General features: G+C 62.4%; 15 protein-coding genes. 10 read left to right on the top strand and 5 right to left on the bottom strand.

Annotated elements, in window-relative coordinates; genetic code table 11:
* Nucleotides 1–52 precede the first annotated feature (52 nt).
* Nucleotides 53–1,069, top strand: coding sequence for a pirin family protein (locus tag RAE21_RS11725; protein ID WP_313881523.1), 1,017 nt, complete (start codon nt 53–55; stop codon nt 1,067–1,069).
* Between the two features lie 181 nt (nt 1,070–1,250).
* Nucleotides 1,251–1,706, top strand: a complete 456-nt coding sequence (locus RAE21_RS11730; protein WP_313875243.1) for a fasciclin domain-containing protein — start codon at nt 1,251–1,253, stop codon at nt 1,704–1,706.
* Between the two features lie 69 nt (nt 1,707–1,775).
* On the opposite strand, the gene RAE21_RS11735 is transcribed toward RAE21_RS11730, so the two are convergent.
* A complete protein-coding gene (locus tag RAE21_RS11735; protein WP_313881524.1) occupies nt 1,776–5,570 on the bottom strand; it encodes a DUF748 domain-containing protein in 3,795 nt (1,264 codons plus the stop codon).
* A 143-nt stretch (nt 5,571–5,713) separates the two neighbouring features.
* Between RAE21_RS11735 and RAE21_RS11740 the strand changes: the two genes are divergently transcribed.
* Nucleotides 5,714–6,298 (top strand): hemerythrin domain-containing protein, encoded by a 585-nt coding sequence (locus tag RAE21_RS11740; protein ID WP_313881525.1) that lies wholly within the window; start codon nt 5,714–5,716, stop codon nt 6,296–6,298.
* 14 nt (nt 6,299–6,312) lie between these two features.
* Here RAE21_RS11740 and RAE21_RS11745 read toward each other — a convergent pair whose 3' ends face one another.
* Complete coding sequence (locus tag RAE21_RS11745) at nt 6,313–7,695, bottom strand: vanadium-dependent haloperoxidase (protein ID WP_313881526.1); 1,383 nt, start codon at nt 7,693–7,695, stop codon at nt 6,313–6,315.
* Complete coding sequence (locus RAE21_RS11750; protein WP_313881527.1) at nt 7,692–9,332, bottom strand: CRTAC1 family protein; 1,641 nt, start codon at nt 9,330–9,332, stop codon at nt 7,692–7,694. Before RAE21_RS11750 ends, RAE21_RS11745 begins: the two co-directional genes overlap by 4 nt.
* 220 nt (nt 9,333–9,552) lie before the next feature.
* Between RAE21_RS11750 and xylF the strand changes: the two genes are divergently transcribed.
* From xylF to xylA, 6 genes are all read left to right on the top strand, one after another.
* Nucleotides 9,553–10,572, top strand: a complete 1,020-nt coding sequence (gene xylF / locus RAE21_RS11755) for a D-xylose ABC transporter substrate-binding protein (protein WP_313875238.1) — start codon at nt 9,553–9,555, stop codon at nt 10,570–10,572.
* A gap of 189 nt (nt 10,573–10,761) precedes the next feature.
* A complete protein-coding gene (locus tag RAE21_RS11760) occupies nt 10,762–11,940 on the top strand; it encodes a sugar ABC transporter permease (protein ID WP_313881528.1) in 1,179 nt (392 codons plus the stop codon).
* Nucleotides 11,937–12,710 (top strand): ATP-binding cassette domain-containing protein, encoded by a 774-nt coding sequence (locus RAE21_RS11765; protein ID WP_313875236.1) that lies wholly within the window; start codon nt 11,937–11,939, stop codon nt 12,708–12,710. Before RAE21_RS11760 ends, RAE21_RS11765 begins: the two co-directional genes overlap by 4 nt.
* A gap of 25 nt (nt 12,711–12,735) precedes the next feature.
* A complete protein-coding gene (locus RAE21_RS11770; protein WP_313881529.1) occupies nt 12,736–13,917 on the top strand; it encodes an ROK family transcriptional regulator in 1,182 nt (393 codons plus the stop codon).
* A gap of 2 nt (nt 13,918–13,919) precedes the next feature.
* Nucleotides 13,920–15,368, top strand: coding sequence for a xylulokinase (gene xylB / locus RAE21_RS11775; RefSeq protein ID WP_313881530.1), 1,449 nt, complete (start codon nt 13,920–13,922; stop codon nt 15,366–15,368).
* Between the two features lie 73 nt (nt 15,369–15,441).
* Nucleotides 15,442–16,758, top strand: coding sequence for a xylose isomerase (gene xylA, locus RAE21_RS11780; protein WP_313881531.1), 1,317 nt, complete (start codon nt 15,442–15,444; stop codon nt 16,756–16,758).
* Between the two features lie 233 nt (nt 16,759–16,991).
* Here the strand turns inward: xylA and RAE21_RS11785 are convergent, their stop codons facing one another.
* Nucleotides 16,992–18,188, bottom strand: a complete 1,197-nt coding sequence (locus RAE21_RS11785; protein ID WP_313881532.1) for a hypothetical protein — start codon at nt 18,186–18,188, stop codon at nt 16,992–16,994.
* Between the two features lie 351 nt (nt 18,189–18,539).
* A complete protein-coding gene (locus RAE21_RS11790; protein WP_313881533.1) occupies nt 18,540–19,709 on the bottom strand; it encodes an MFS transporter in 1,170 nt (389 codons plus the stop codon).
* A gap of 177 nt (nt 19,710–19,886) precedes the next feature.
* Here RAE21_RS11790 and RAE21_RS11795 point away from each other — a divergent pair, with 177 nt between their 5' ends.
* Nucleotides 19,887–21,227 carry a glutamine synthetase family protein gene (locus RAE21_RS11795; RefSeq protein WP_313881534.1) on the top strand — a complete coding sequence of 447 codons (1,341 nt, stop codon included), beginning with the start codon at nt 19,887–19,889 and terminating at the stop codon, nt 21,225–21,227.
* Nucleotides 21,228–21,236 lie beyond the last annotated feature (9 nt).

Consider the following 21,236-nt stretch of genomic DNA (forward strand, 5'->3'; position numbering starts at 1 on the left):
CGATCTTAGTGGCCGCCAGCAAGGCCTTGAAACAGCTAAGACAATGGAGCCCATGAAAACACTGCTCTCCATTGCCCCCCTCGGTTTCCCCTGGCAAACCGTGGACCCGTTTTTGTTTTGTGTGCACCACAACGACGCCTACCCCGCGGGCAACGCGCAGATGGCGCCGGACCCTGCCCTGCTGGCCGGCCGCAATATCGGCCAGGACTTTGCCGGCAAAGACGGCTGGAGCATGTACCACGGCGACACCGTGCCGGGCTTTCCCTCACACCCGCACCGGGGGTTTGAGACCGTCACCATCGTGCGCAACGGCCGCATCGACCACTCGGACTCGCTGGGCGCTACCGCCCGCTTTGGCGGCGGTGATGTGCAGTGGCTCACGGCCGGCAAAGGCATCGTGCACTGCGAGATGTTTCCGCTTCTGCACACCGACGCGCCAAACCCCACCGAGCTGTTCCAAATCTGGGTGAACCTGCCGGCCAAAAACAAAATGGCCGAGCCGCACTTCACCATGTTCTGGCACGAAGACATTCCCCGCATCACGGCTACCGACGCGCAGGGCAAAACCACCGAAGTGGTGTGCATCGCCGGCAAGCTGGGTGACAAGCAGGGCTTGCCACCACCCCCGGATTCGTGGGCCAGCGAGCCCGGCAGTGACCTCGGCATCTACACCATCCAACTCAGTCCCGGCGCGCAGTGGACGCTGCCAGCAGCCGAGAGTGCGGACACCCGCCGCGTGCTGTATTTCTTCAAAGGTGGCGCCCTGCAAGTGGCAGGCGAAGACGTGCCGGTGAAGTCGGTGATGGTGGTGCAAGCCGACCACGACTGCACCTTGGTGAATGGCGATGCGGAGTCTGAATTGCTGGTGCTGCAAGCCCGCCCCATCGGTGAGCCGGTGGCTCAATACGGTCCGTTTGTAATGAACACCCAGGCTGAAATCCACCAGGCGTTCGCCGACTACCGTCGCACCGAATTCGGCGGCTGGCCTTGGGGCGCCAATGACCCCGTGCACCCGCGCGACAAAGGCCGCTTTGCCAAGCACGCAGACGGCAAGATCGAAGAGCGCTAGACACGGCTGACCTGCCAGGTGCGGCCGGTCATGGTCGATTGAAAAACCAACGGAATCAAAAAAGTTACCGATCAGTTCATTTAATTACCGCACAATTCAAAGGGATACTAAATCGGATATATTTCGTTCGCGCCGGTATTTTCCGGTGTGGACTACCGAATTCAACCCTTTGGAGATTCCGATGAAAAAATTGCTGATCGCTTCCGTTCTGGCACTGGGTGTCGCCGTTTCTGCACAAGCTAAAGACATCGTGGACACCGCCGTTGGCGCGGGCAACTTCAAGACCCTGGCTACCGCGCTCGGCGCCGCCGGCCTGGTCGACACACTCAAGGGCAAGGGCCCGTTCACCGTTTTCGCACCGACTGACGAAGCATTCGCCAAGGTCCCCAAGGCCGACCTCGAAGCCCTGCTCAAGGACAAAGCCAAGCTCACCGCGGTGCTGACCTACCACGTGGTCCCCGGCAAAGTGATGGCTGCAGATGTGAAGGCCGGCAAGGTCAAGACCGTGCAAGGCAGCGACATCACCGTCAGCACCATGGGTGGTGTGAAGGTGGATGCCGCCAACGTAATCAAAACCGACATCGTGGCCGACAACGGCGTGATCCACGTGATCGACTCCGTGATCATGCCCAAGTAAGCCCTTCTCAGGCACTTGCAAAAAAGCCCCGGCAGTTTCGGCTGCCGGGGCTTTTTTCATGCGGGCGGCTTAGCCCCCGATTTCCAACTCGGCTTGCGGCTTGGCGTCGGCCGCTGCGCCACCGGTTTTCACCGCGCCCAAAAACAGGCGCTCGGCAGCCAACTTCTTGCCCGCCAGATACTCTTTCACCACCACTGCGCGCTGCAATGCGAGGTTGCGGATGTCGTCTTCATTGGCGCTCAGGTTGGCCAGCAACAGGGACTCCATGTCGGCCACTGCGATGTCTTTGGTCAGGCCCACCAGGTTGCGGGGCTTGGTGATGTCGGAGCGGCGGTACACCGCGCGCAGCAGCACCGGCATTTCTTCGGTGCTGTAGCTGGTGACCGTAGCGGCATCTTTGCCCTGCGCACTGGTGGTGCGCCGCTTTTCGGCCAGCAGCAACGCCTTGAGCTTTTCACGCTTGGCCGCATCGCGCTCGGCTTCCAGGTTGGCGGACCCCACCACCGTGAGCTTGAGGGCCGGCCGGTCTTGCAGGGCCTGCGCCACCTTGTCCAAGCCAGCACGGGCCGCATCGCTCAGGCCTGCACTCCCCGGGGCAAACACCACACTGCTGAGCTCTGCGCCACCGCCGCCCCCGAGGGCATTGGCCAGCAAGCTGAAAGGCGCGGTAATGGCTTTGGTCACCAGGTTGGTAATCACCTGCCAAATCACAGGTCCCACACGGAACTGCGGGTCGTTGAGCGAGCCGCTGATCGGCAGGTCGAGGTTGATCACGCCATTGCGGTCAGCCAGCAGCGCCACTGCCAGTTTGACCGGCAGGCTGGTGGGCGCACCGTCCACCTTGTCGCCGAAAGACAGCTGGTTGAGCACCAGTTTGTTGGCAGCGGTGAGCTGCCCATCGGGCTGCACGGTGTAGTGCACATCCACACTCAGCTTGCCGCGCTCGATGCCGTAGCCGGCGTATTTGACCGCGTAGGGCGACAGGGGTGAGAGCTCGAGGTCGCGCACCAGACCTTTCACATCCAACGCCAGTGGCTTTGCCAGCGGGTTGAGCTTGCCCAATATCTCCAGAGAGGCCGTGCCCTCTGCGCGGCCGCGCAGCTCGAGGTCGGCCAATTGCACCACGCCACCGGCGGGCTGGTTGGAGAACCGGCTGAGCTTGCCGGTCAGGTCAGTGAGGTTGGCGGTGTAGTTGGGCTGAATGAAGCGGTCGGAGAACAGCACCCGGCCATTGACCATGCTGATGGGTCCCATCTGGATGATGGCGGCAGGGCTCGCAGATGCAGTGCGGGTGGCAGACGCCACTGCTGCAGGTGCTGCGGCACTGGCCGCTGCTGATGTTGCCGTAGCTGTACTTGTTGTTGCCGGCTTGGCGCCTTCGGCCGCAGGCGGTGCGCTCTGCCCCAGGTCTTGCAGGTTCAAACGGCCCTGCGGGTTCACGATCAGGCGGGCATAAAAGTCAGACAGTGCCGCCTCACGCACCTGCACCTGGGTGGCAGTGCCGGGGGCCATATTGAAGTCGATGCCGGGCACATTCAGTGCTTTCCAGCTCAGCAGTTCTTCGCCCAGGCTCTCTGCGCCTTTGCCGGTCGTGTTGGCCCTGAAGTCTTCCAGCGCGGCGTCGCCTTTCACGCTCACTTGCGGTCCGTTGGCAAGCGCAGCAAAGCGCACCTGGCCCTTGAAGCTGGTGTCGGCGCGCAGCACGTCTAGGTTCAGGCCGAGGCCGGCATAGCCAAGCAGCGCATGGGCCGGCAGATCGGCAATGTCTACCTCACCCTGGGCGACTACCGGGTCCCACATCACATTGCCGGTGTAGCGCAGGCTACCTGCATCGGCCTGGCCGGATTTGAGCTTGGCGGCCACTTGCAGCGGCATGGGCTTTTTGCCGTCGGGCTGGATGTTTTTAGCTTGCACTTGCAAGCTACTGAGCTCCAGGCGCACCGGGCGCGCGGGCAGGCGGTCCGAGAACACCACGTGGCCCTCTTCGAGCTTGAATTCGCCCAGACTCAGCTTCCATGGGGCCGGTGACTTGGCCACCACGGTTTTGGTGTCTGCGGCCTTCGGGGCTGCAGGTTTGTTGGCAGTGGCATCTGCTACCGGTGCAGCAGCTTCGGTGGGTTTGAGCCAGCTTTCAAACATCCAGCGGCCTTCTGCGTCGCGGCGCACGCCGGTGCTGGGCTTTTGCAACAGTACTTTGCCCACCGTCGCGCTGCGGGCTTGGGTGTCCACCCGCACATCGCTCACCTCCAACAACTTGAACTGCGGCATATCGCCTGAGCTGGGGCCGTTGTTGTTGCCATTCACGCGGGGTTCCGCAGCCGGCTTGTCGCCCACCAACGCCACATCGCGCAGGGCCAGCTTTTGCACGATGGCCGTCTGGCGCTCGCCGTCCCAAGCAAGGTTCACCCGGGTATCCGCCTGCCCGCGCAAGGTTGGCACCAAATAGGGCGACACATAACCCGACACCAGCCCCAGCCCGAAGTCCGACACGCTGGCCTCGGCCTTGCCCGCATCGACCGTGCCCTCGCCTTGCAGGCTGAGTTGGGCCACGGGTGCCTTGGCGCCCGCAGCCAGGCTTTGCAAGCGGGCCTTCAAATCCAGGGTAGCGGCTTCTTTCATGGGCCACTGCAGCTTGGAGACCGTGGCCTGGAAGTCCCGCAGCCCCAAGCGGGTAGCGGGGGCAGTGACCTGGTCGGTCCAATCTATCGATGCATCTTTCAGGGCCAGCGTATCCAGCTGGAGCGCCCAGGGGGTGGGCGCTGGCTTTTCAGCATCTTTTGGGGCACTAGCGCTCGCAGGGTCTGCGCGAGCAGCTATCTTTTTAGGAGCACTTGGTTTGGCGGGGCCGGGTGGCAGCAGGTTCAAGCTGCCATCGGCCGCGCGCACCACATTCAGCACTGGCGCGTTGAGCGTGATGCCCGAGAGCTTCACGCTGCGCTCCAGCGGGCGCACATCGGCCAACCCCACCTGCAAGCTGTCGGCAGAAAAGAGTGGTTTGCCCTTGGTGTCTTGCACCGCCAAGCGGCTCACAGTGACCCTGCCCGACAAGGTCACCGCCGTTTGCGGGCTCTGCACAAAGCCCAGTTGGATGTCGGCATCCACCACTGCGCTTTGGGGTTTGACCGGCAAGTTGGCGGGCAGGTAGGGCAAATAAGGCGCCAAGTCCAGCTGGCGGATGGTGAGTGCGGCATCGCCCTTGCGGCTTTGGGCAAACGGCGTGCCTTCGGCTTCGGAGTCAAAGCGGCTGCCATTGAGCACAAAGGCCAGGCGGGGCGCGACCAGCACATCGCGCTTGGAGTCGAAGCTGCTCAAAAACGGTAGGCTGATCTGCAAGTCCCGCAGGGTGTGCTGGCGCTCTGCGCCACCGGCGCGGTCGGCGTAATCCACACTGCCCTGGCTCAGGGTGAGGTTGTAGACCGCAAATTTGGGAGTGGGGCCGGCGGGGGTGTCGTCGGGCTTGTTCAGTCGCTCGAGGATGTCGTCAATGTCGTAGCGGCCGTCGCCCAAGTGGGTGAGCTGCACTTTGGGCGCATCTACCGTGACTGCATCAATCACCGGCGCCAGCCGGAACAGGGACTGCGCCTCTGCATCCACATACACCCGGTCCAGCGAGAACTGCACGCCCTTGCCGTCCGCGGTGGCCACCGCAAGATCGCGCACCGTGAGCTCCAGCGACCAGGGTGAAAACGCAATGCTCCCGACAGTGACCTGCCGGCCCAGCAGCTCGCCCAAGCGGCTTTGGGCCTGGCTTTTGGCCAGTGCCGGAACCGCTGCCCAGGCCAACGCCCACAGGGCCAGCAAAGCACCGAGCCCCCACGCCAAACGGCGAAACCAGGGGGAAGAAACAAGAGCGCGTGGAGTCATGACAAGAATTCGTGGAGTAGCGTGCCCCTTGATGGTACCCAAGCAAGAGATTCACGGCAGCCATGGCAGCCTCTGTTGACTTGCATCAACCCCTATGGCGCGCCGGCATGGGAAGCTCTGGCAAAAGACCCGAGGAGACACCCGTGAAACAAAGCAGCCTGCAAATCATCAGGGACGAGCATGCCGCGCTCAAGGCCATGCTGCAGTCACTCACCATGATGCTGGACCGTGGCCCCGGCGACGAGGCCGAGTCGTTTTTTGATGTCGTGCGCGCCATGCTGTTTTATATCGATGAGTTCCCTGAAAAACTGCACCACCCCAAGGAGTCCAACCTGCTGTTTCCCCGGGTGGCAAGGGTCGCACCGCAGGTGATGGACGCCATCATCCAACTCGAGGCCGACCACGCCCAAAGCGAAACGGCGGTGCGCGACCTGCAGCACCTGCTCCTGGGCTGGGAGCTGATTGGCGAGAGCCGGCGCGCCGCCTTTGACACCGCAGTGCGCCGCTATGTGCAGTCTTACCTAGCCCACATGCAGCTGGAAGAAACCGCCATCCTGCCAGTGGCCCAGACCGCCCTCTCCAACCAGGACTGGGCCGAGCTGGACGCAGCCTTCGAGGCTAACCGCGACCCGCTGGCCACCAAGGGCCGGCGCGATCCGGTGTACGACCGGCTGTTCACCCGAATCGTGATGCGAGCGCCCGCGCCGATCGGCGTCGGCGAGGCTTAGGCGAGGCGTAAGCGCTACCGCAGTAGCTTCAGCGCCAGCACCTGCTGCGCCACGCAGCGACCCTGCACTTTGCCACCTTCGATGCCGCTTCGGAAATGGATACCTGCATACAGGCGGGACAGGGCTGCCTCGTTGGCAGCCGCCTGGAAGCTGGCGAAGGTGCGCGGGCCCCAGCCCCTGTCGTTGTGGGTGTTGTCGGTGAAGGGCTGGCCCGCACCAAACACCTTGTCCAGCACCGCCGCTGCAGCGCTGGACTGCACCGAGTGGCCCGATGGATATTCGGGGAAGGGCGGCGTGTGCATCAAGCCCGGCACCCAGTTGCTGTCCAGCACCAGCTGCACATAGGTCACCGGCCGCAGCAGGTTCACGGTGTATTTGGTTTTCCACCCCGCAATGAAGGCATCTGCCATCGCTAGGTTCAGCTGCACATAAGTCTGCGCAGCCAGTGCCAGGTTGCCTTGGCGCTGCTGCAGCAGGTCGCCCGCAATGAAGGCCCAGTGGCCTGCGGGGGTGGGGGTTTTGAGCGGGTCGTCCGCCCAGTACAGGGCCACCTGGCGCTGCGCCTGGGTGGCCTGGTTGCTGATGCGGTAAACCTCTTCCGCCTCCTTGTAAAACGCCGAGCCCGGCACCTCGGAGTAGGCCGGAATCGGCGGCGCCGGGCAGGTGGTGGCGCTGGGCAGTGCAAACGGCCGCACATCGCCCCACCACGGCAACAGGGGCGGAGCAAATGCAGGTGGTGTGGCACTCCAGGTGCCTTCGCCGCTGGGCGGCACATAGTTGAGCTGATGGCGGCGCAAGGGGCCCCAGGCCTCGTGCCCGCCATCGGTGCGCGCCCAGGTCATGATTGCCATGGCCATGAGCTTGCCGAAAGTCTCCGAGCGGTTGGTGATCTCGGGGGTCACGCGGGACGGGTCAAAGTCCCGCGCCAGCTTGAGCGGCAGGCTGCGCTCCAGCAGGTCGATCCGGGCTTTGTTTTCAGCACTCGCGTTGGGAAACATCATGCGCGTCATGGTGGCCAGCGCCGCATTGGCCACGGTAGGCCAGTGCAAGACCTCGTCCGGCTGTGCCCATGGCAGCGATTGCAGCTCGTTGAGCTGCCCCGCTAGGCTGCGGTGCTGCGGCATACCGGGCACCACCGACTCGTACAGGGTCAAGCCCAAATAGGCCAAAGCCCGCGACGCCACCGGCGGGCTGAAACCCGGTGTCTGCTGCGTTAACTGCAATGCAAGGCTGAACCATTCGGTTGCCACTTGTGCGCTGTAGCTCGCTGCCGGTTGCTGCACCGGTGCAGGCGACGTCACTTGTGCCTGCCCTTGTACCTGGCCCTGTGCTGCCAGCGGCACCGCAGCCCACGCGATGCAGACGGCAGCTACCCAGCGAATCCAGAGGGTTTTCATGGCTGTCCTGCCGGGCGCAAGCCCGCCTCGCTGAATTGGTAAAAGGCATTCGTGTCTGCACTGGCCCACTCGCTCCATGCGCCGTGCGGCCACTGCACCCGGACCTGCACGCGGGTGGCATCACCCACACCGAAATGCATCCACCCGAGGTGGCCGCTGGCATGGCCACCGCCCACCGTTAACTCTTGCCGGATCACGCGGGCCGCATCGCCCTCGCCCCAGCGCAGTTCCACCCAAGCGCCCACCGCATCGCGGTTGCCTGCAGCTTGGCGCAGGCGCAGCTGCAGCCAGTGGCCCGCAACAGCAGAGCTACCTGCTGTGGCAGCAGGCAACTGGCGCCAGACCTGGGCCTTGTCCCAGCGGTTGACCACCAGCACGTCGAGCAAACCATCGCCATTCAAATCCACCACCATGCCGCCGCGGCCCCGCTTGAAGCTGGCAAGACCCGCTTGGCTACCCACCTCAGTAAAGTTGCCATCGGCCTTTTGCAACAGCAGGTTGTTGGGGTCCAGGGTGGCGAAGTCGGGCATGGTGGAGACATTGCCCTTGACGATGAACAAGTCCGCCAAGCCATCGTTGTTCAGGTCGGCAAACTGGGCGTGCCACGCAGTGCTGGGGTGCACATCGCCGCCCACATAGGGGCGGTGGGCAGTGACGCCGCGCTTGTAAGCCATGTCGGTGTAGCGGGGCTGTTGCGCGCCGGCCTCCAGGGTTTGCAGCTTGTTGTCAGACATGCTGGTCAAAAACACCTCGGGGTAGCCATCACCCGTCAGGTCGTGGCTGGCGATGCCCATGCCCCAGATCTGCAGCGGCTTCCAGCCCTGGGCCACGGTGTACAGCGCGGGTGCCTGGCCCGGCGGCAGTTGCCACAGCTGCTCTTCCCCACCTTTGTAGTACTCGCGGTCGTTGCTCACCCGCAGCGCGGCGGCGCCTGAGCGGTTCCAGTCCGAAAACAACATCGACAAGGCGCAGTGCCCCGGTTGCAGTGGCTGCGGCGCCCCATAGCCGCCTCCCTCGCGGGGGCGCAGCAACAGGCCCGGCGTACAACTACCCCAGGGAAAGTCGGGTTTGCTGCGGTCGGTGTAGGTGCCGAATGCCAGTGTGGGCCAGCGTTGCCCCGCCTCCCATGTAGCGCTGAACGCGGTGTGCCAGCCGTTGCCGGTGCGAATGCTCCAGGCCTCGTTGGCGCGCTCAAACTTGCACTGACCCAGCCCTTTGTAGACCTGCACCTCGCCCACGCGCAGCACCACCAGGTCAGTTTGGCCATCGCCATCCACATCGAGGGGGTAGGCACCCACGGCATTGGTCAGCTCCAAGCCCGAGCGGTCTTCTTGCAGCTTGAGTGCACCGCCCCGCGCGCTGCGGTTGCGGTAAAACTTGGCTTTGTTGACCCCGGCGGTCACATACACCTCGGGCAGTCCATCTCCATCGCAATCGAAGGTGGCCACACCGCCACCCACCATGTATTCGCCCTCGCCTTCAAAGCGGCTTTGCAGGCCGGCGGTGTCGGTCTCTTCCTGAAAGCGGGGCGTGGATGGCAGCATACCGAACACAGGCACCTGAGCCCAAGCGGCCGCGCCACACAAGAGCGCCAGCCCCAGGCTCGAGCCGGGCAAAAACGGGAGGGAAAGTCGCACGCCGCAAACCTTTACGAAGTATGAATAGTCGACCCAATCTTATTAAGTTCGATCAATAAACTATGTCGGGTTTATCCCTATTCGCGGAAAGAACGAAGTCTCAAACAATTAGTTTGTCGCTCTTACTAAATGCCGGTTTCGCATTTAAATCGGTGCGATGACTCGGCAGAGTCCTTCCAAAACCAAAGGTCTGGGACAGACCCAATCACTGGAGACAACGATGAAATTGAAGACAACACTGACCGCACTCGCCCTGAGCTTGGGCGCCGCGGGTGCTTTTGCCCAAGTGGTGGGCGTGAGCTGGTCCAACTTCCAGGAAGAGCGCTGGAAGACGGACGAAGCCGCGATCAAAGCCCAGCTCACCAAAGACGGTGCTAGCTACATCAGCGCGGATGCCGGTGGCTCCCCCGAGAAGCAATTGGCCGACATCGACAGTCTGATTGCCAAGGGCGCCAAGGCCCTGATCATTCTGGCGATGGACAAAGACGCCATCCTGCCCGCCATCAACAAAGCGGCCCAGCAAAAGATCCCCGTGGTGGCCTATGACCGCCTGATTGAAGCGCCCGGCGTGTTCTACATCACCTTCGACAACGTGGAAGTGGGCCGCATGCAAGCCCGCGCCATTCTGGAAGCCAAGCCCAAGGGCAACTACGTGATGATCAAGGGCTCGCCGACCGACCCCAACGCCAACTTCTTGCGCGGTGGCCAGCAAGAAATCATTGATGCTGCGGTGAAGAAGGGCGATATCAAGATCGTGGGCGAGGAATACACCGACGGCTGGAAGCCCGAAGTTGCCCAGAAAAACATGGAGCAAATCATCACCAAAACCGGCGGCAAGATCGACGCCGTGGTGGCCTCTAACGACGGCACCGCCGGCGGTGTAGTGGCGGCCTTGACGGCCAAGGGCATTAAGGGCATTCCGGTGTCCGGCCAGGATGGTGACCACGCCGCGCTGAACCGCGTGGCTCTGGGCAGCCAGACCGTATCGGTCTGGAAAGACGCCCGCGACCTGGGCCGTGACGCTGCCGCAGCTGCGGTGGTGTTGGCCAAGGGCCAGAAGGTGGCAGCCGCCCAAACCTGGAGCGGTGGCGAGAAGAAAGTGGCCCTGCAGGCCCAGTTCTTGAAGCCCGTGCCGATTACCGCCAAGAACCTCGATGTAGTGGTGAAAGCCGGCTGGATCAAGAAGGACGACCTGTGCAAGGGCGTAGACGCAGCCAAGGCTCCCGCAGCTTGTAAATAGTAGGCACCCCCTGAGCCGCTACGCAGCTCCCCCCTCAAGGGGGGCGCGCCCAGCGGCCTGCCTTAGCCAGTTCCGCGGACGCCCTGGTAGCGCTACCTTGGCGCGCGGAGTTGACTTGCCCCCCAACCGCGGGTTGGTAGCAGCCTGCGGTTTTTTTATGTCTGGCGGAGAAGCGTTGTGAACCCCGTAATGAATTCCTTGAAACAGGCGTCCATCGATTGGCGTCTGGTGATGATGGGCACCGTGTTGGCAGCGATTGCCATCGTGTTCAACATCCTGTCCGGCGGACTGTTTATGTCCCCCGAGAACCTTTACAACATTGCCCAGCAAACCGCGGTGGTTGGCGTGGTCGCCACCGTGGTGGTGCTCGTGATTGTGGCCCGCCATATCGACCTGTCGGTGGGCTCGGTCATGGGTTTTGTGGGCGTGCTGATTGCCACCCTCATGTACACCGGCGGCTGGCACTGGGTGCCGGCCTCGCTGGCCGGGCTGGCGGTCGCCATTGCCGTGTCGCTGTACCAAGGAGCCCTGACAGCCAAGCTGGGGGTGCCCTCGTTTGTAGTCACGCTGGGCGGGCTGATGTCGTTTCGCGGCGCCGCCTTTCTGGTGGCCGATGGCAAAACCCAGCCGGTGAACGATTTGTTTTTCCAGCGCTTGGGCGGCGGCTTTGATGGCGCTATCGGTGTGAGCGCCAGCTGGGCGCTGGCTGTTGCGATTGTGTTGGCCCTGGTACTGCAAATGTGGGCCAAGCGCCGCGCCAAAGCCTCTTACGAAGTGCCCAACAACCCCTTGTGGCTGGATGCACTCATGGTGCTGGTGCCAGTCATCCTCGTGGTGGGCTTTGTGGCCGCCATGAACCGCTACCAGATCCCCAGCAAAGACGCGCCCCAGGGTGTGCCGATTCCGGTGTTGATCTGGGCCAGTGTGGCGCTGGTGCTGTCTTTCATCGTGCACCGCACCCGCTTCGGGCGCTATGTGTTCGCCATGGGTGGCAACCCGGAGGCTGCGGCGCTGGTCGGTATCCCGGTGCGCAAGGTCACGCTGATGCTGTTTGCACTGATGGGTGTGCTCATCACGATTGCGGCCATGGTCTCGATTGCGCGGCTGAATGCCGGCACCAACTCGCTGGGTACCAGCATGGAGCTGTATGTGATTGCCGCTGCCGTGATCGGTGGCACTGCACTGGCCGGCGGCAGCGGGTCAATCGTGGGCTCAGTACTGGGCGCACTCATCATGCAAAGTATTGACAGCGGCATGCTGCTGCTGGACGTATCCATCGGGGTGCGCTACGTGATCATCGGGCAGGTGCTGATTGCAGCGGTGGTGTTTGATGTGATTTATCGCCGCATGACAGGAGACACCGTATGAGCGAGCCACGCACTCCCTTGGTTGCTATGCGCAACATCCGTAAAGCCTTTGGTGGCGTGCATGCGGTAGAGGATGTGAGCATCAACCTTTACCCCGGCGAAGTGGTGGCCCTGCTGGGTCACAACGGCGCAGGCAAATCCACCCTCATGAAGATGCTGGCCGGTGCCTACCCGATTGACAGCGGCGAAGTGCTGATCAATGGCGACAAAGCCAACATCCGCACCCCGGTGGACGCCCAGCACTGCGGCATTGAGTCGATTTACCAGACGCTGGCCCTGGCCGACAACCTGGACGCAGTCGCCAACCTGTTTTTGGGCCGTGAGCTACTGACCCGCTGGAACACCCTGGACGACCACCGCATGGACGCGGACGCCCGCAAGGTGTTTCACCGGCTCAACAAAAACTTCAAAAATGTGCGCACGCCCGTGCGCCGCCTCTCGGGCGGGCAACGGCAGGTGGTGGCGATTTCGCGTGCGATTTACTTCAACGCCAAGATCCTGATCATGGACGAGCCCACCGCTGCCCTGGGCCCCGAAGAAACCGCGATGGTGGGCAACCTGGTGCGCCAGCTCAAGGCCGAAGGTGTGGGTATTTTCTTGATCACCCACGACATGCCCGACGTGTTCGGGCTCAGCGACCGCCTCTCGGTCATGAAAAACGGCAAATTAGTAGGTACATATCGCACGACAGACGTGGCGGAGGACGAAGTTCTTGGCATGATCATCGCTGGCAAACAACCTGAAGGAAAAGCACAGACCCACACCCTGTAGGCCTGTGCCATTTACCCGCGACATCATGAAAACCACCGGCGATCAACAGCTAGTCAAACGTATCAACCGTAGCGTGCTGCTGCGGCTGTTGCGCGCACAGCCGGGTTACTCCAGAGCCCAATTGGCCACCGGCAGCGGGCTCACCAAATCCACCGTGAGCCTGCTGGTGCGCGAGCTCATTGACGAAGGCTGGGTCACAGAAACCGACATCACCGCCGCCCAAGGCCTGGGCCGCCCCTCCACACCCCTGCATATCGATGGCCGCTCGCGCGGACTGATCGGGGTGGAAGTCGCGGTCGAGGCTTTGCGAGTCGTGGGTGTCTCGCTCACCGGGCAGGTGCTGTGCGCGGCCGAAGAGGCGCTCATCGGCACCAAACCCGAAGACGTGTGCCGCCAAACGGCCCGGCTGGTGGCCCGCACCTATGCCCAACTCCAGCAGCGCAGCATCGCCCTGACCGGCGTGGGCGTGGGCTTGCCCGGCGCGTTTGACGAGGCAACAGGCATGCTGCGCTTTGCCCCCAACCTCGGTTGGCGCAATGTGGACTTTTTGCCCATGATCACCCAGGCACTCGCCCACGCCAAAGTGCCCGAAGTGCCGGTGCATGTGCAAAACGAGGCCGACACGGCCGCGCTCAGCGAATACGAGTTTGCCGATGGCGACGCCCACGACTCCCTGATTTTTGTGACCTGCGGCGCCGGTGTGGGCGCGGGCATTGTGATCAATGACCGCTTGTTCACCGGCAAACAGGGCATGGCCGGCGAAATCGGCCACAGCACTCTGCTGATCGACGGGCCGCTGTGCTCGTGTGGGCGCAAAGGCTGTGCCGAGACCTTTTTTGGCGCCCGCACCCTGGCCAAGTTGCCTGACCCGGCCCAGGGCGGCCGCTATTTGGGCGTGGTGTTGCAAAACCTGTGGACCACCTTTAACCCCAGTACCTTGGTGGTGGGCGGCCCCTCGTGTGACACCTACCCCGGCATCGTCAAGGTCGCGCAAACCACCTTGCAAGCCTATGCAGACGCCGCCGGCATGTCGCCCCCGCAAGTCCGCGCAGCCCGCTATGGCCTGCTGGCCTCTGCCGTGGGTGCAGCGGCCTTGGTACTGCACCACGAATTGCGCCCGATGCACACCCGATTGCAGGCGCCGCTTGTCCAGGCGCTGGAAACCCCGGATGAATCTCTTTCCATGACAGCGAGCACTACGGTCTAACTATGTTTTTAGGTATTGATATCGGCACCTCGGAAGTCAAAGCACTTCTGCTCTCGGACGACCACCGCATCATCGGCTCGGCCGGCACCGCACTGACGGTGCAGCGCCCCCACCCCGGCCACAGCGAGCAAGCCCCCGCCGACTGGTGGGTCGCCACCCAAAGCGCCTTGGGCAAGCTGCGTGCCGCGCACCCCACCGAATACGCAGCAGCCCGGGCCATTGGCCTCTCCGGCCAGATGCACGGCGCGGTGCTGCTGGACGCGCAAGACCGCGTGCTGCGCCCCGCCATTTTGTGGAACGACACCCGCTGCGCCCTGGAGTGCACCGAGATGATGGCCGAGTTGCCCGGCCTGACCGACCTGGCCGGCAGCCTGGCCATGCCCGGCTTTACCGCGCCCAAGCTGCGCTGGGTGGCCAAGCACGAGCCCGAGATATTCAAGCAGGTGGCCAGAGTGCTGCTGCCCAAAGACTATGTGCGCCTCATGCTCACTGGCGAATACGCCTGCGACATGTCTGACGCCAGCGGCACCCTCTGGCTGGACGTGCAACAGCGCGACTGGTCGGATGCCCTGCTGGCGCTGACCGGCCTGAACCGCAGCCACATGCCCCGCTTGGTGGAAGGCAGTGCGCCCGGCGGCACCCTAAAGGCCGATGTGGCCCGCACCCTGGGCCTGCCCGTAGGCATCGTGGTGGCCGGGGGCGCGGGCGACAACGCCGCCAGCGCCGTGGGCATGGGCGCGGTGGACAGCGGCCAGGGCTTTTTGTCGCTGGGCACCAGCGGCGTGTTGTTTGTGGTGACCCCTAGCTACCAGCCCAATGCGGCCAGCGCTACCCACGCGTTTTGCCACGCGGTGCCCGGCCGCTGGCACCAGATGAGTGTGATGCTCTCTGCCGCCAGCAGCCTGCAGTGGGTGACCGACCTGCTAGGCGCGCCCAACGCGGGTGTGGTAGCCGAAAAAGCGGGCGCCCTGAGCGCGGCACAGCGCGCTGCGTCCCCCCTGTTTTTGCCCTACTTGGGCGGCGAACGCACCCCGCACAACGACGCCAATGTGCGCGGCAGCTTTCATGGCCTGAGCTTTGACACCGACGCCGCTCGCCTGGGCTACGCCGTGATTGAAGGCGTGACCTTCGGCCTGAAGGACGGCCTGGCCGCGCTCAACGCCGCAGGCAGCAGCGTGCAACGCCTCTCGCTCGTGGGCGGCGGTGCGCGCAGCACCTTCTGGGCACAGCAACTGGCCACCGCGCTGGATGTGGAAATCGTCACCCACGGCAGCTCGGCAGTGGGCGGTGCCCTAGGGGCAGCCCGCCTGGGCTGGCTGGCCACCGGTGCTGCGTCTGCCGACGTGTGCCTGAGCCCCGAGGTAGACGCCACCTACCACCCCGACCCCGCCGAACAAGCCTTGCTGCTGGAGCGCTACGCGACCTTCCGCAGCCTGTACCGCAACACCTAAAACCAGTGCCTGACCATGTGTTGGGCCGCCCATTTAATTCGACCAGACAACTAAACCACCCCAGGAGACCACCATGAGTACCTACTTCTCTACCGTCGCGGCGCCCATTGCCTATGAAGGCCCGCAATCCACCAACCCGCTGGCCTTCAAGTGGTATGACAAAGACCGCATGGTCTTGGGCAAGCGCATGGAAGAGCACCTGCGCTTTGCCAGCTGCTACTGGCACACCTTCTGCTGGAACGGGCTGGACCCGTTTGGTGGCGACACCTTCCAGCGCCCCTGGCACGCCATGCCCGACCCCATGGCCGCCGCCAAGGCCAAGGCCGAAGTGGCGTTTGAGTTTTTTGCCAAGCTGGGCGCGCCCTACTACTGCTTCCACGACCGCGATGTGGCCCCCGAAGGCGCCACCCCACGCGAGAGCGTGAACCACCTGCGCGAGATGGTCGACATCCTGGGCGCCAAGCAGCAAGCCACCGGCATGAAGCTGCTGTGGGGCACGGCCAACCTGTTTAGCCACCGCCGTTTCATGTCGGGCGCGGCCACCAACCCCAACCCCGAAGTTTTTGCCATGGGCGCCTTGCAGGTGAAAGAAGCCATGGACGCCACCCTGAAACTGGGTGGTGAAAATTACGTGCTGTGGGGCGGCCGTGAAGGTTACGAGACCCTGCTCAACACACGCATGGGCCACGAGCTGGACCAGATGGGCCGCTTCCTGAACATGGTGGTGGAGTACAAACACAAGATCGGCTTCAAGGGCACCATCCTGCTCGAACCCAAGCCCCGCGAACCCTCCAAGCACCAATACGACTTTGACACCGCCACCGTCTACGGCTTTCTGTGCCGCTACGGCCTGGAGAAGGAAATCAAGGTCAACATCGAAGCCAACCACGCAACCCTGTCGGGCCACAGCTTTGAGCACGAAATTGCCACGGCCATTGACTTGGGGCTGTTCGGTTCCATCGACATGAACCGCGGCGACATGCAGTGCGGCTGGGACACCGACCAGTTCCCCAACAACATCCCCGAGACCGCGCTGGCGATGTACCTGATCTTGAAGGGCGGCGGCTTCACCACCGGTGGCTTGAACTTTGACGCCAAAGTGCGCCGCCAGAGCATCGACCCCGAAGACATCTTCCACGGCCACATCGGCGGCATGGACGTATCCGCCCGCGCCCTGCTGATTGCCGAGAAGATGATCAACGACGGCCAATTCGCCCAAGTGACCGAAGACCGCTACGCCGGCTGGAAAGGCAGCTTCGGCCAAGACGTGCTGACCGGCAAGCTCGGCCTGGACGCCGTAGCCCAACGCGTGCTGGACCAAAACGTGGACGTGCAACCCGTCTCCGGCCGCCAGGAGCGGATTGAGAACCTGCTGAACAGCTACATCTGAGTTGCGCCGCTAGACAGCGGAAAGACAAAGGCCCCGCAGGTGAATGCCTGCGGGGCCTTTGGTTTGTCAACTTTGCGATGGACTGTGGACTGCTCTGGGCAAGCTACATACTTTGACGAGTGGGTGCTTCTGAGAAGACAGTCTGTATTGAATCACTTTAATTATCTGATTGGATTTCGCCAGTAGTGTCGACTTTCGTCATTCACGGTCACTCTGCAACCGCATTTCGTATTTCACTGCGCAATCCCTTTTTCACCAGGTTCACCATTCCATTCTACGAACCCCTCCCATCCAAACTGCTCTCGCTCGAATTGCTCTTCCGTGCTGAGTTCTTGGAATGGAAAGAAGTTGACCGTCATATGGCCTGAATCGGGCTCACCGTCCAATGCAATGGTATTCGCGCGGGCAATGAGTTCCATCGTCCATACGATTCCAAGTCGCTCGGCAATATGCGATACATGCAGTGACACCAGTGCGTGGTGTTGGTTCCCTCGCATCTCAACGATGGTTACGATGTGCTTGGCACTATTGATTGAGATGAAGTAGTCGAACGTTCCACTGTCCCAAGCTGCAAGACATGTCTTAAGTGCAGCATCACCTCTTGCATTTGTTTCTTCCGGGCTGTGGCTCGGACGCGCCCAGCCCACCAATTTGTTCGAATTGGTCTGGTTGTTAATTAGGCAGAGTAAGTCGTCGCGGACCATCGTGGCGCACATAGGATCCTCAAAGACCGGTATTTCTCCGTGAATTTGGTAAAGGTGATCCCCTTGCCACCTTGCGCCAGCTGGTGTCACCCAGGCGGCTACGAATGCTCCACCAACGCCGTATTTGAGCAGGTAGTCATGGACCCCATAACTCTGCAACAAAGCAACCAGATTTGTGAACATCCGCTCGGTGTGCAGTGGATGCGGGCCAAGTTGATCGAGCAGCCGCAGGAACGATGTTACGAATTTTGCAGTCCACTCATGCTGGCCACTCGACAGCTCACTTCCCAGTTGCACGAGTCCTTCTACATCGTGCGTTGACTGATTTGACGTATCGACCAGCAGTAGGCAAGGTGTTTCGCCTTCATAGAAGGCGAAGAGAACTTCTGATTTACCTTCGCAGGGAGTGACACTAAGGAGCGCAACATTGACAGCATCACGATGACCAAGGCTAGACTTCCTTCCGTCGAAGTAGGCTTGTGTAAGGGCTCTAGCGGTGTCAACGTCGCCCGCAAACCCAACGACAGCACCATCTCCTACGGAGACTTTCAAACCTTCCTCCGACACGTACCGGAGTGAATTTAATCCCACGTTACCCTGTTGCTCGCCAAACACCGTCGTATTGCTGGCAGCAGCCATATATGTCGATGGAGTCGCTGAACTGAAGACGCTGTCAGCCGCAATAAAAACACCTTTTTTTGTACGTAGCCCAACGCAGTAAGTCATACATTCCCTTCCCAAGGATCATTGTTCTCGTTGGAATGTAGCCTGTCGGAGCCAGAAGGCTATTTAGAAACTCACTCATTTCTTTCGGGGGGATTGTGAGGGCGAATTGGCCAGCCAAAATCAAGAATTACTGGCCCCTGCGTTTCTCTGGGTTTATGCCTAGGCGGTCCAATCTCCTGTCGTATGGGATTGGGCTTCAACATCATTTGCTACTCAAATACGGGGGGACGGGATGACAGCAAAGGTGGTACGACGCCCCGTGGACGAAGTCTAAGAATTCTATGTAGGCCGCGTTGGGTCGGAAGCAAGCATTGAATCAGACTCTAGCCCTTATAAAAACTGCGCGACCAGCTACTTTTTTAATAGCAACCCTACCATCACCACACCCACCGCAGCGGCAAACCACATCAGCGCCACGCTGCTGGTAGCGGTCATGGCGCCGCCAGCCACCACCGGGCCGACGACGGCACTGAGGGAGTAGGCCATGGAGAGGCTGCTGACGTTCCAGGCCATGTCGGGCGTGGGCGTCTTGGTGGCGGCAATCAGTGCCAGGGTGAGGAAGGCGGTGATCAACCCGCCCAGCACAAACATGGTGGCAAACGCCACAGTCACACCGGTCACGCAAGCCAACAGTGCAGCAGCCAGGACGGTTCCCAGCGCGGCCAGAACGCCGGCGGCGCGCAGGCCCCAGTGGTCGGCCATCCAGCCCACGGGGTATTGCAGCAGCAAGCCGCCCAGCCCGAAAGCGGTAAGCAAGTGGGCGATGCCTTCGGCCTCAAACCCGCGGTCGCCCGCAAACACGGCAAACAAGCCGGCCAGCGCCGACTCCAGCATGCCGCCGCACAGCGCGATCAGCAGCCCCTGCCGGAAGATATGGTGCGGCCACGCTGCGCGAGCAGACTGGGGCCAACTGTTCACTTCGTGTGCCTCTTCTACCGGCGGGGTGCGGGCCAATGCCAGCGGCACCAATGCCGATACGGTAAAGCCCACGCCCACCCACAAAATGGTGTGGCCCTGCACGCCCACCCAAGCGGCAATGGCCGGGGCCACCACGGGGGCGGCGGCAATCAGCGTTTCATGAAAACCCACCAAGCGCCCGCGTGCGTGAGCGGGGGCAATGTTGTAGAGCCAGGGCTCCAGCCCCACCCAGCGCAGGCCCATGCCCAGACCGGCCAGCAGCCCGCATGCCAAGTACGCTTGCCACGGCAGAGACGCCATAGGCACCCATGCAATGCCCAGCAGCGCCACCACCGAGCCGGCCAGCCCCACCACCACCACGGTGCGTGCGCCCCAGTGGCGGCACAACCAGGGCGCCAGGCCCAGCCCGGGCATTTGCCCCATCCACAACGAAGCCGCAAAAAAGCCCAGCTGCGCAGCACTCAGGCCCTGCAGGGCCAGCCACACCGGCACGATGACAAAGATGATGCCGAACTGCCCGATCTGGGCCAGAGTGGACACCGCGTTCAGCGCGGTGATGGTGCGCCAGTCGTAGGCGCTGTGGGCTTGGGTGGTGCGGGACATGGAACGAAACAGGAGGCGGAGGCGGGAGTCTAGCCGGTTCAAAAACTAGGCTAACTCTCAAATTTTTCGATCACAGATGATCGATTTAAATCAAAATTTCGAATAATTCTACTATTTGTGATCACAAATTGATTATTGCGCACTAGAATTTGGCCATCTCCACTCCCGGCTATACGCATGTCTACTCCCAGCGCCATTGAAGCTTTTTTGACCCAGCACCGCATCCACGAGGTGGAGTGCGTCATCCCCGACATGACGGGCATTGCGCGCGGCAAGATCCTGCCGCGCGACCTGTTTTTGGCGGCGGGCGAAATGCGCATTCCCAAAAGCGTGCTGCTCAACACAGTGAATGGTCAGCAGCCCGACAACGGGCCCTATGTGGGCGACACCGACCCCGACATGGTGTGCCTGCCCGACGTAAGCACCGCCCGTGTGGTGCCCTGGGCGGCCGAGCCGGTGGCGGTGGTCATTCACGACTGCCAGGAGTGGGATGGCAGCCCGGTGCAAATCTCTCCGCGCGGCGTGCTGCGCCGGGTGCTCAAGCTGTTTGACGAGCGTGGCTGGACGCCGGTGGTGGCGCCTGAGATGGAGTTCTACCTCGTAGCCCGCCAGCAAAACCCGCACGAACCACTGCAGCCGCCTTTGGGCCGCACCGGCAAGCCTGAGGCGGGGCGGCAGAGTTATTCGATCGATGCTGTCAACGACTTTGACCCCTTCTTCATGGAGCTGTCGAGCTTTTGCCAGCAGCACAACCTGGGCGTGGAAACGCTGATCCACGAGGCCGGCCCCGGCCAGATGGAGATCAACTTCAGCCACGGCAATGCGCTGGAGCTGGCGGACCGGGTGTTTTTGTTCAAGCGCACGGTGCGCGAGACGGCGCTGCGCCACGGCATTTTTGCCACCTTCATGGCCAAGCCCATGGAGCAGGAGCCGGGCAGCGCCATGCACATCCACCAGAGCATTCTGGATGCCGAGGGCAACAATATCTTCAGCCTGCCCGATGGCTCGGCGAGCCCGCTGTTCGGGCAGTGCATTGCAGGGCTGCAGGCCTACATTCCGCAGCTCATGCCCATGTTTGCGCCGTATGTGAATTCATACCGGCGGCTCTCGCCCTTTATGTCGGCGCCCATCAATGTGCGCTGGGGGCATGACAACCGCACCTGCGGCATTCGCATCCCCAAGTCCAGTCCCGGCAACCGCCGGGTGGAAAACCGCGTGCCCGGCGTGGACGTGAACCCCTACCTCGCCATGGCCGCCACGCTGGCCTGCTGCTACTTAGGGCTAACCCAGGGCCTGACGCCCAGCGCCCCCACCACAGACAGCGCCTGGAACGTGAGCCACGAACTGCCCCGCCACCTGGAAGACGCCATTGCCTCCATGCGCAGCTGCGAGCCCATGCGCGAGGTGCTGGGCGCCGGTTTTGTGGACGCCTTTTGCGCCGTGAAAGAGCTGGAGTACGCCACCTACAACCGTGTGATCAGCTCCTGGGAGCGCGAGCACTTGTTGCTCTTGGTCTAGACCCCGCAC

Source organism: Rhodoferax potami (assembly GCF_032193765.1).
Taxonomy (GTDB): Bacteria; Pseudomonadota; Gammaproteobacteria; order Burkholderiales; family Burkholderiaceae_C; genus Allorhodoferax; species Allorhodoferax potami.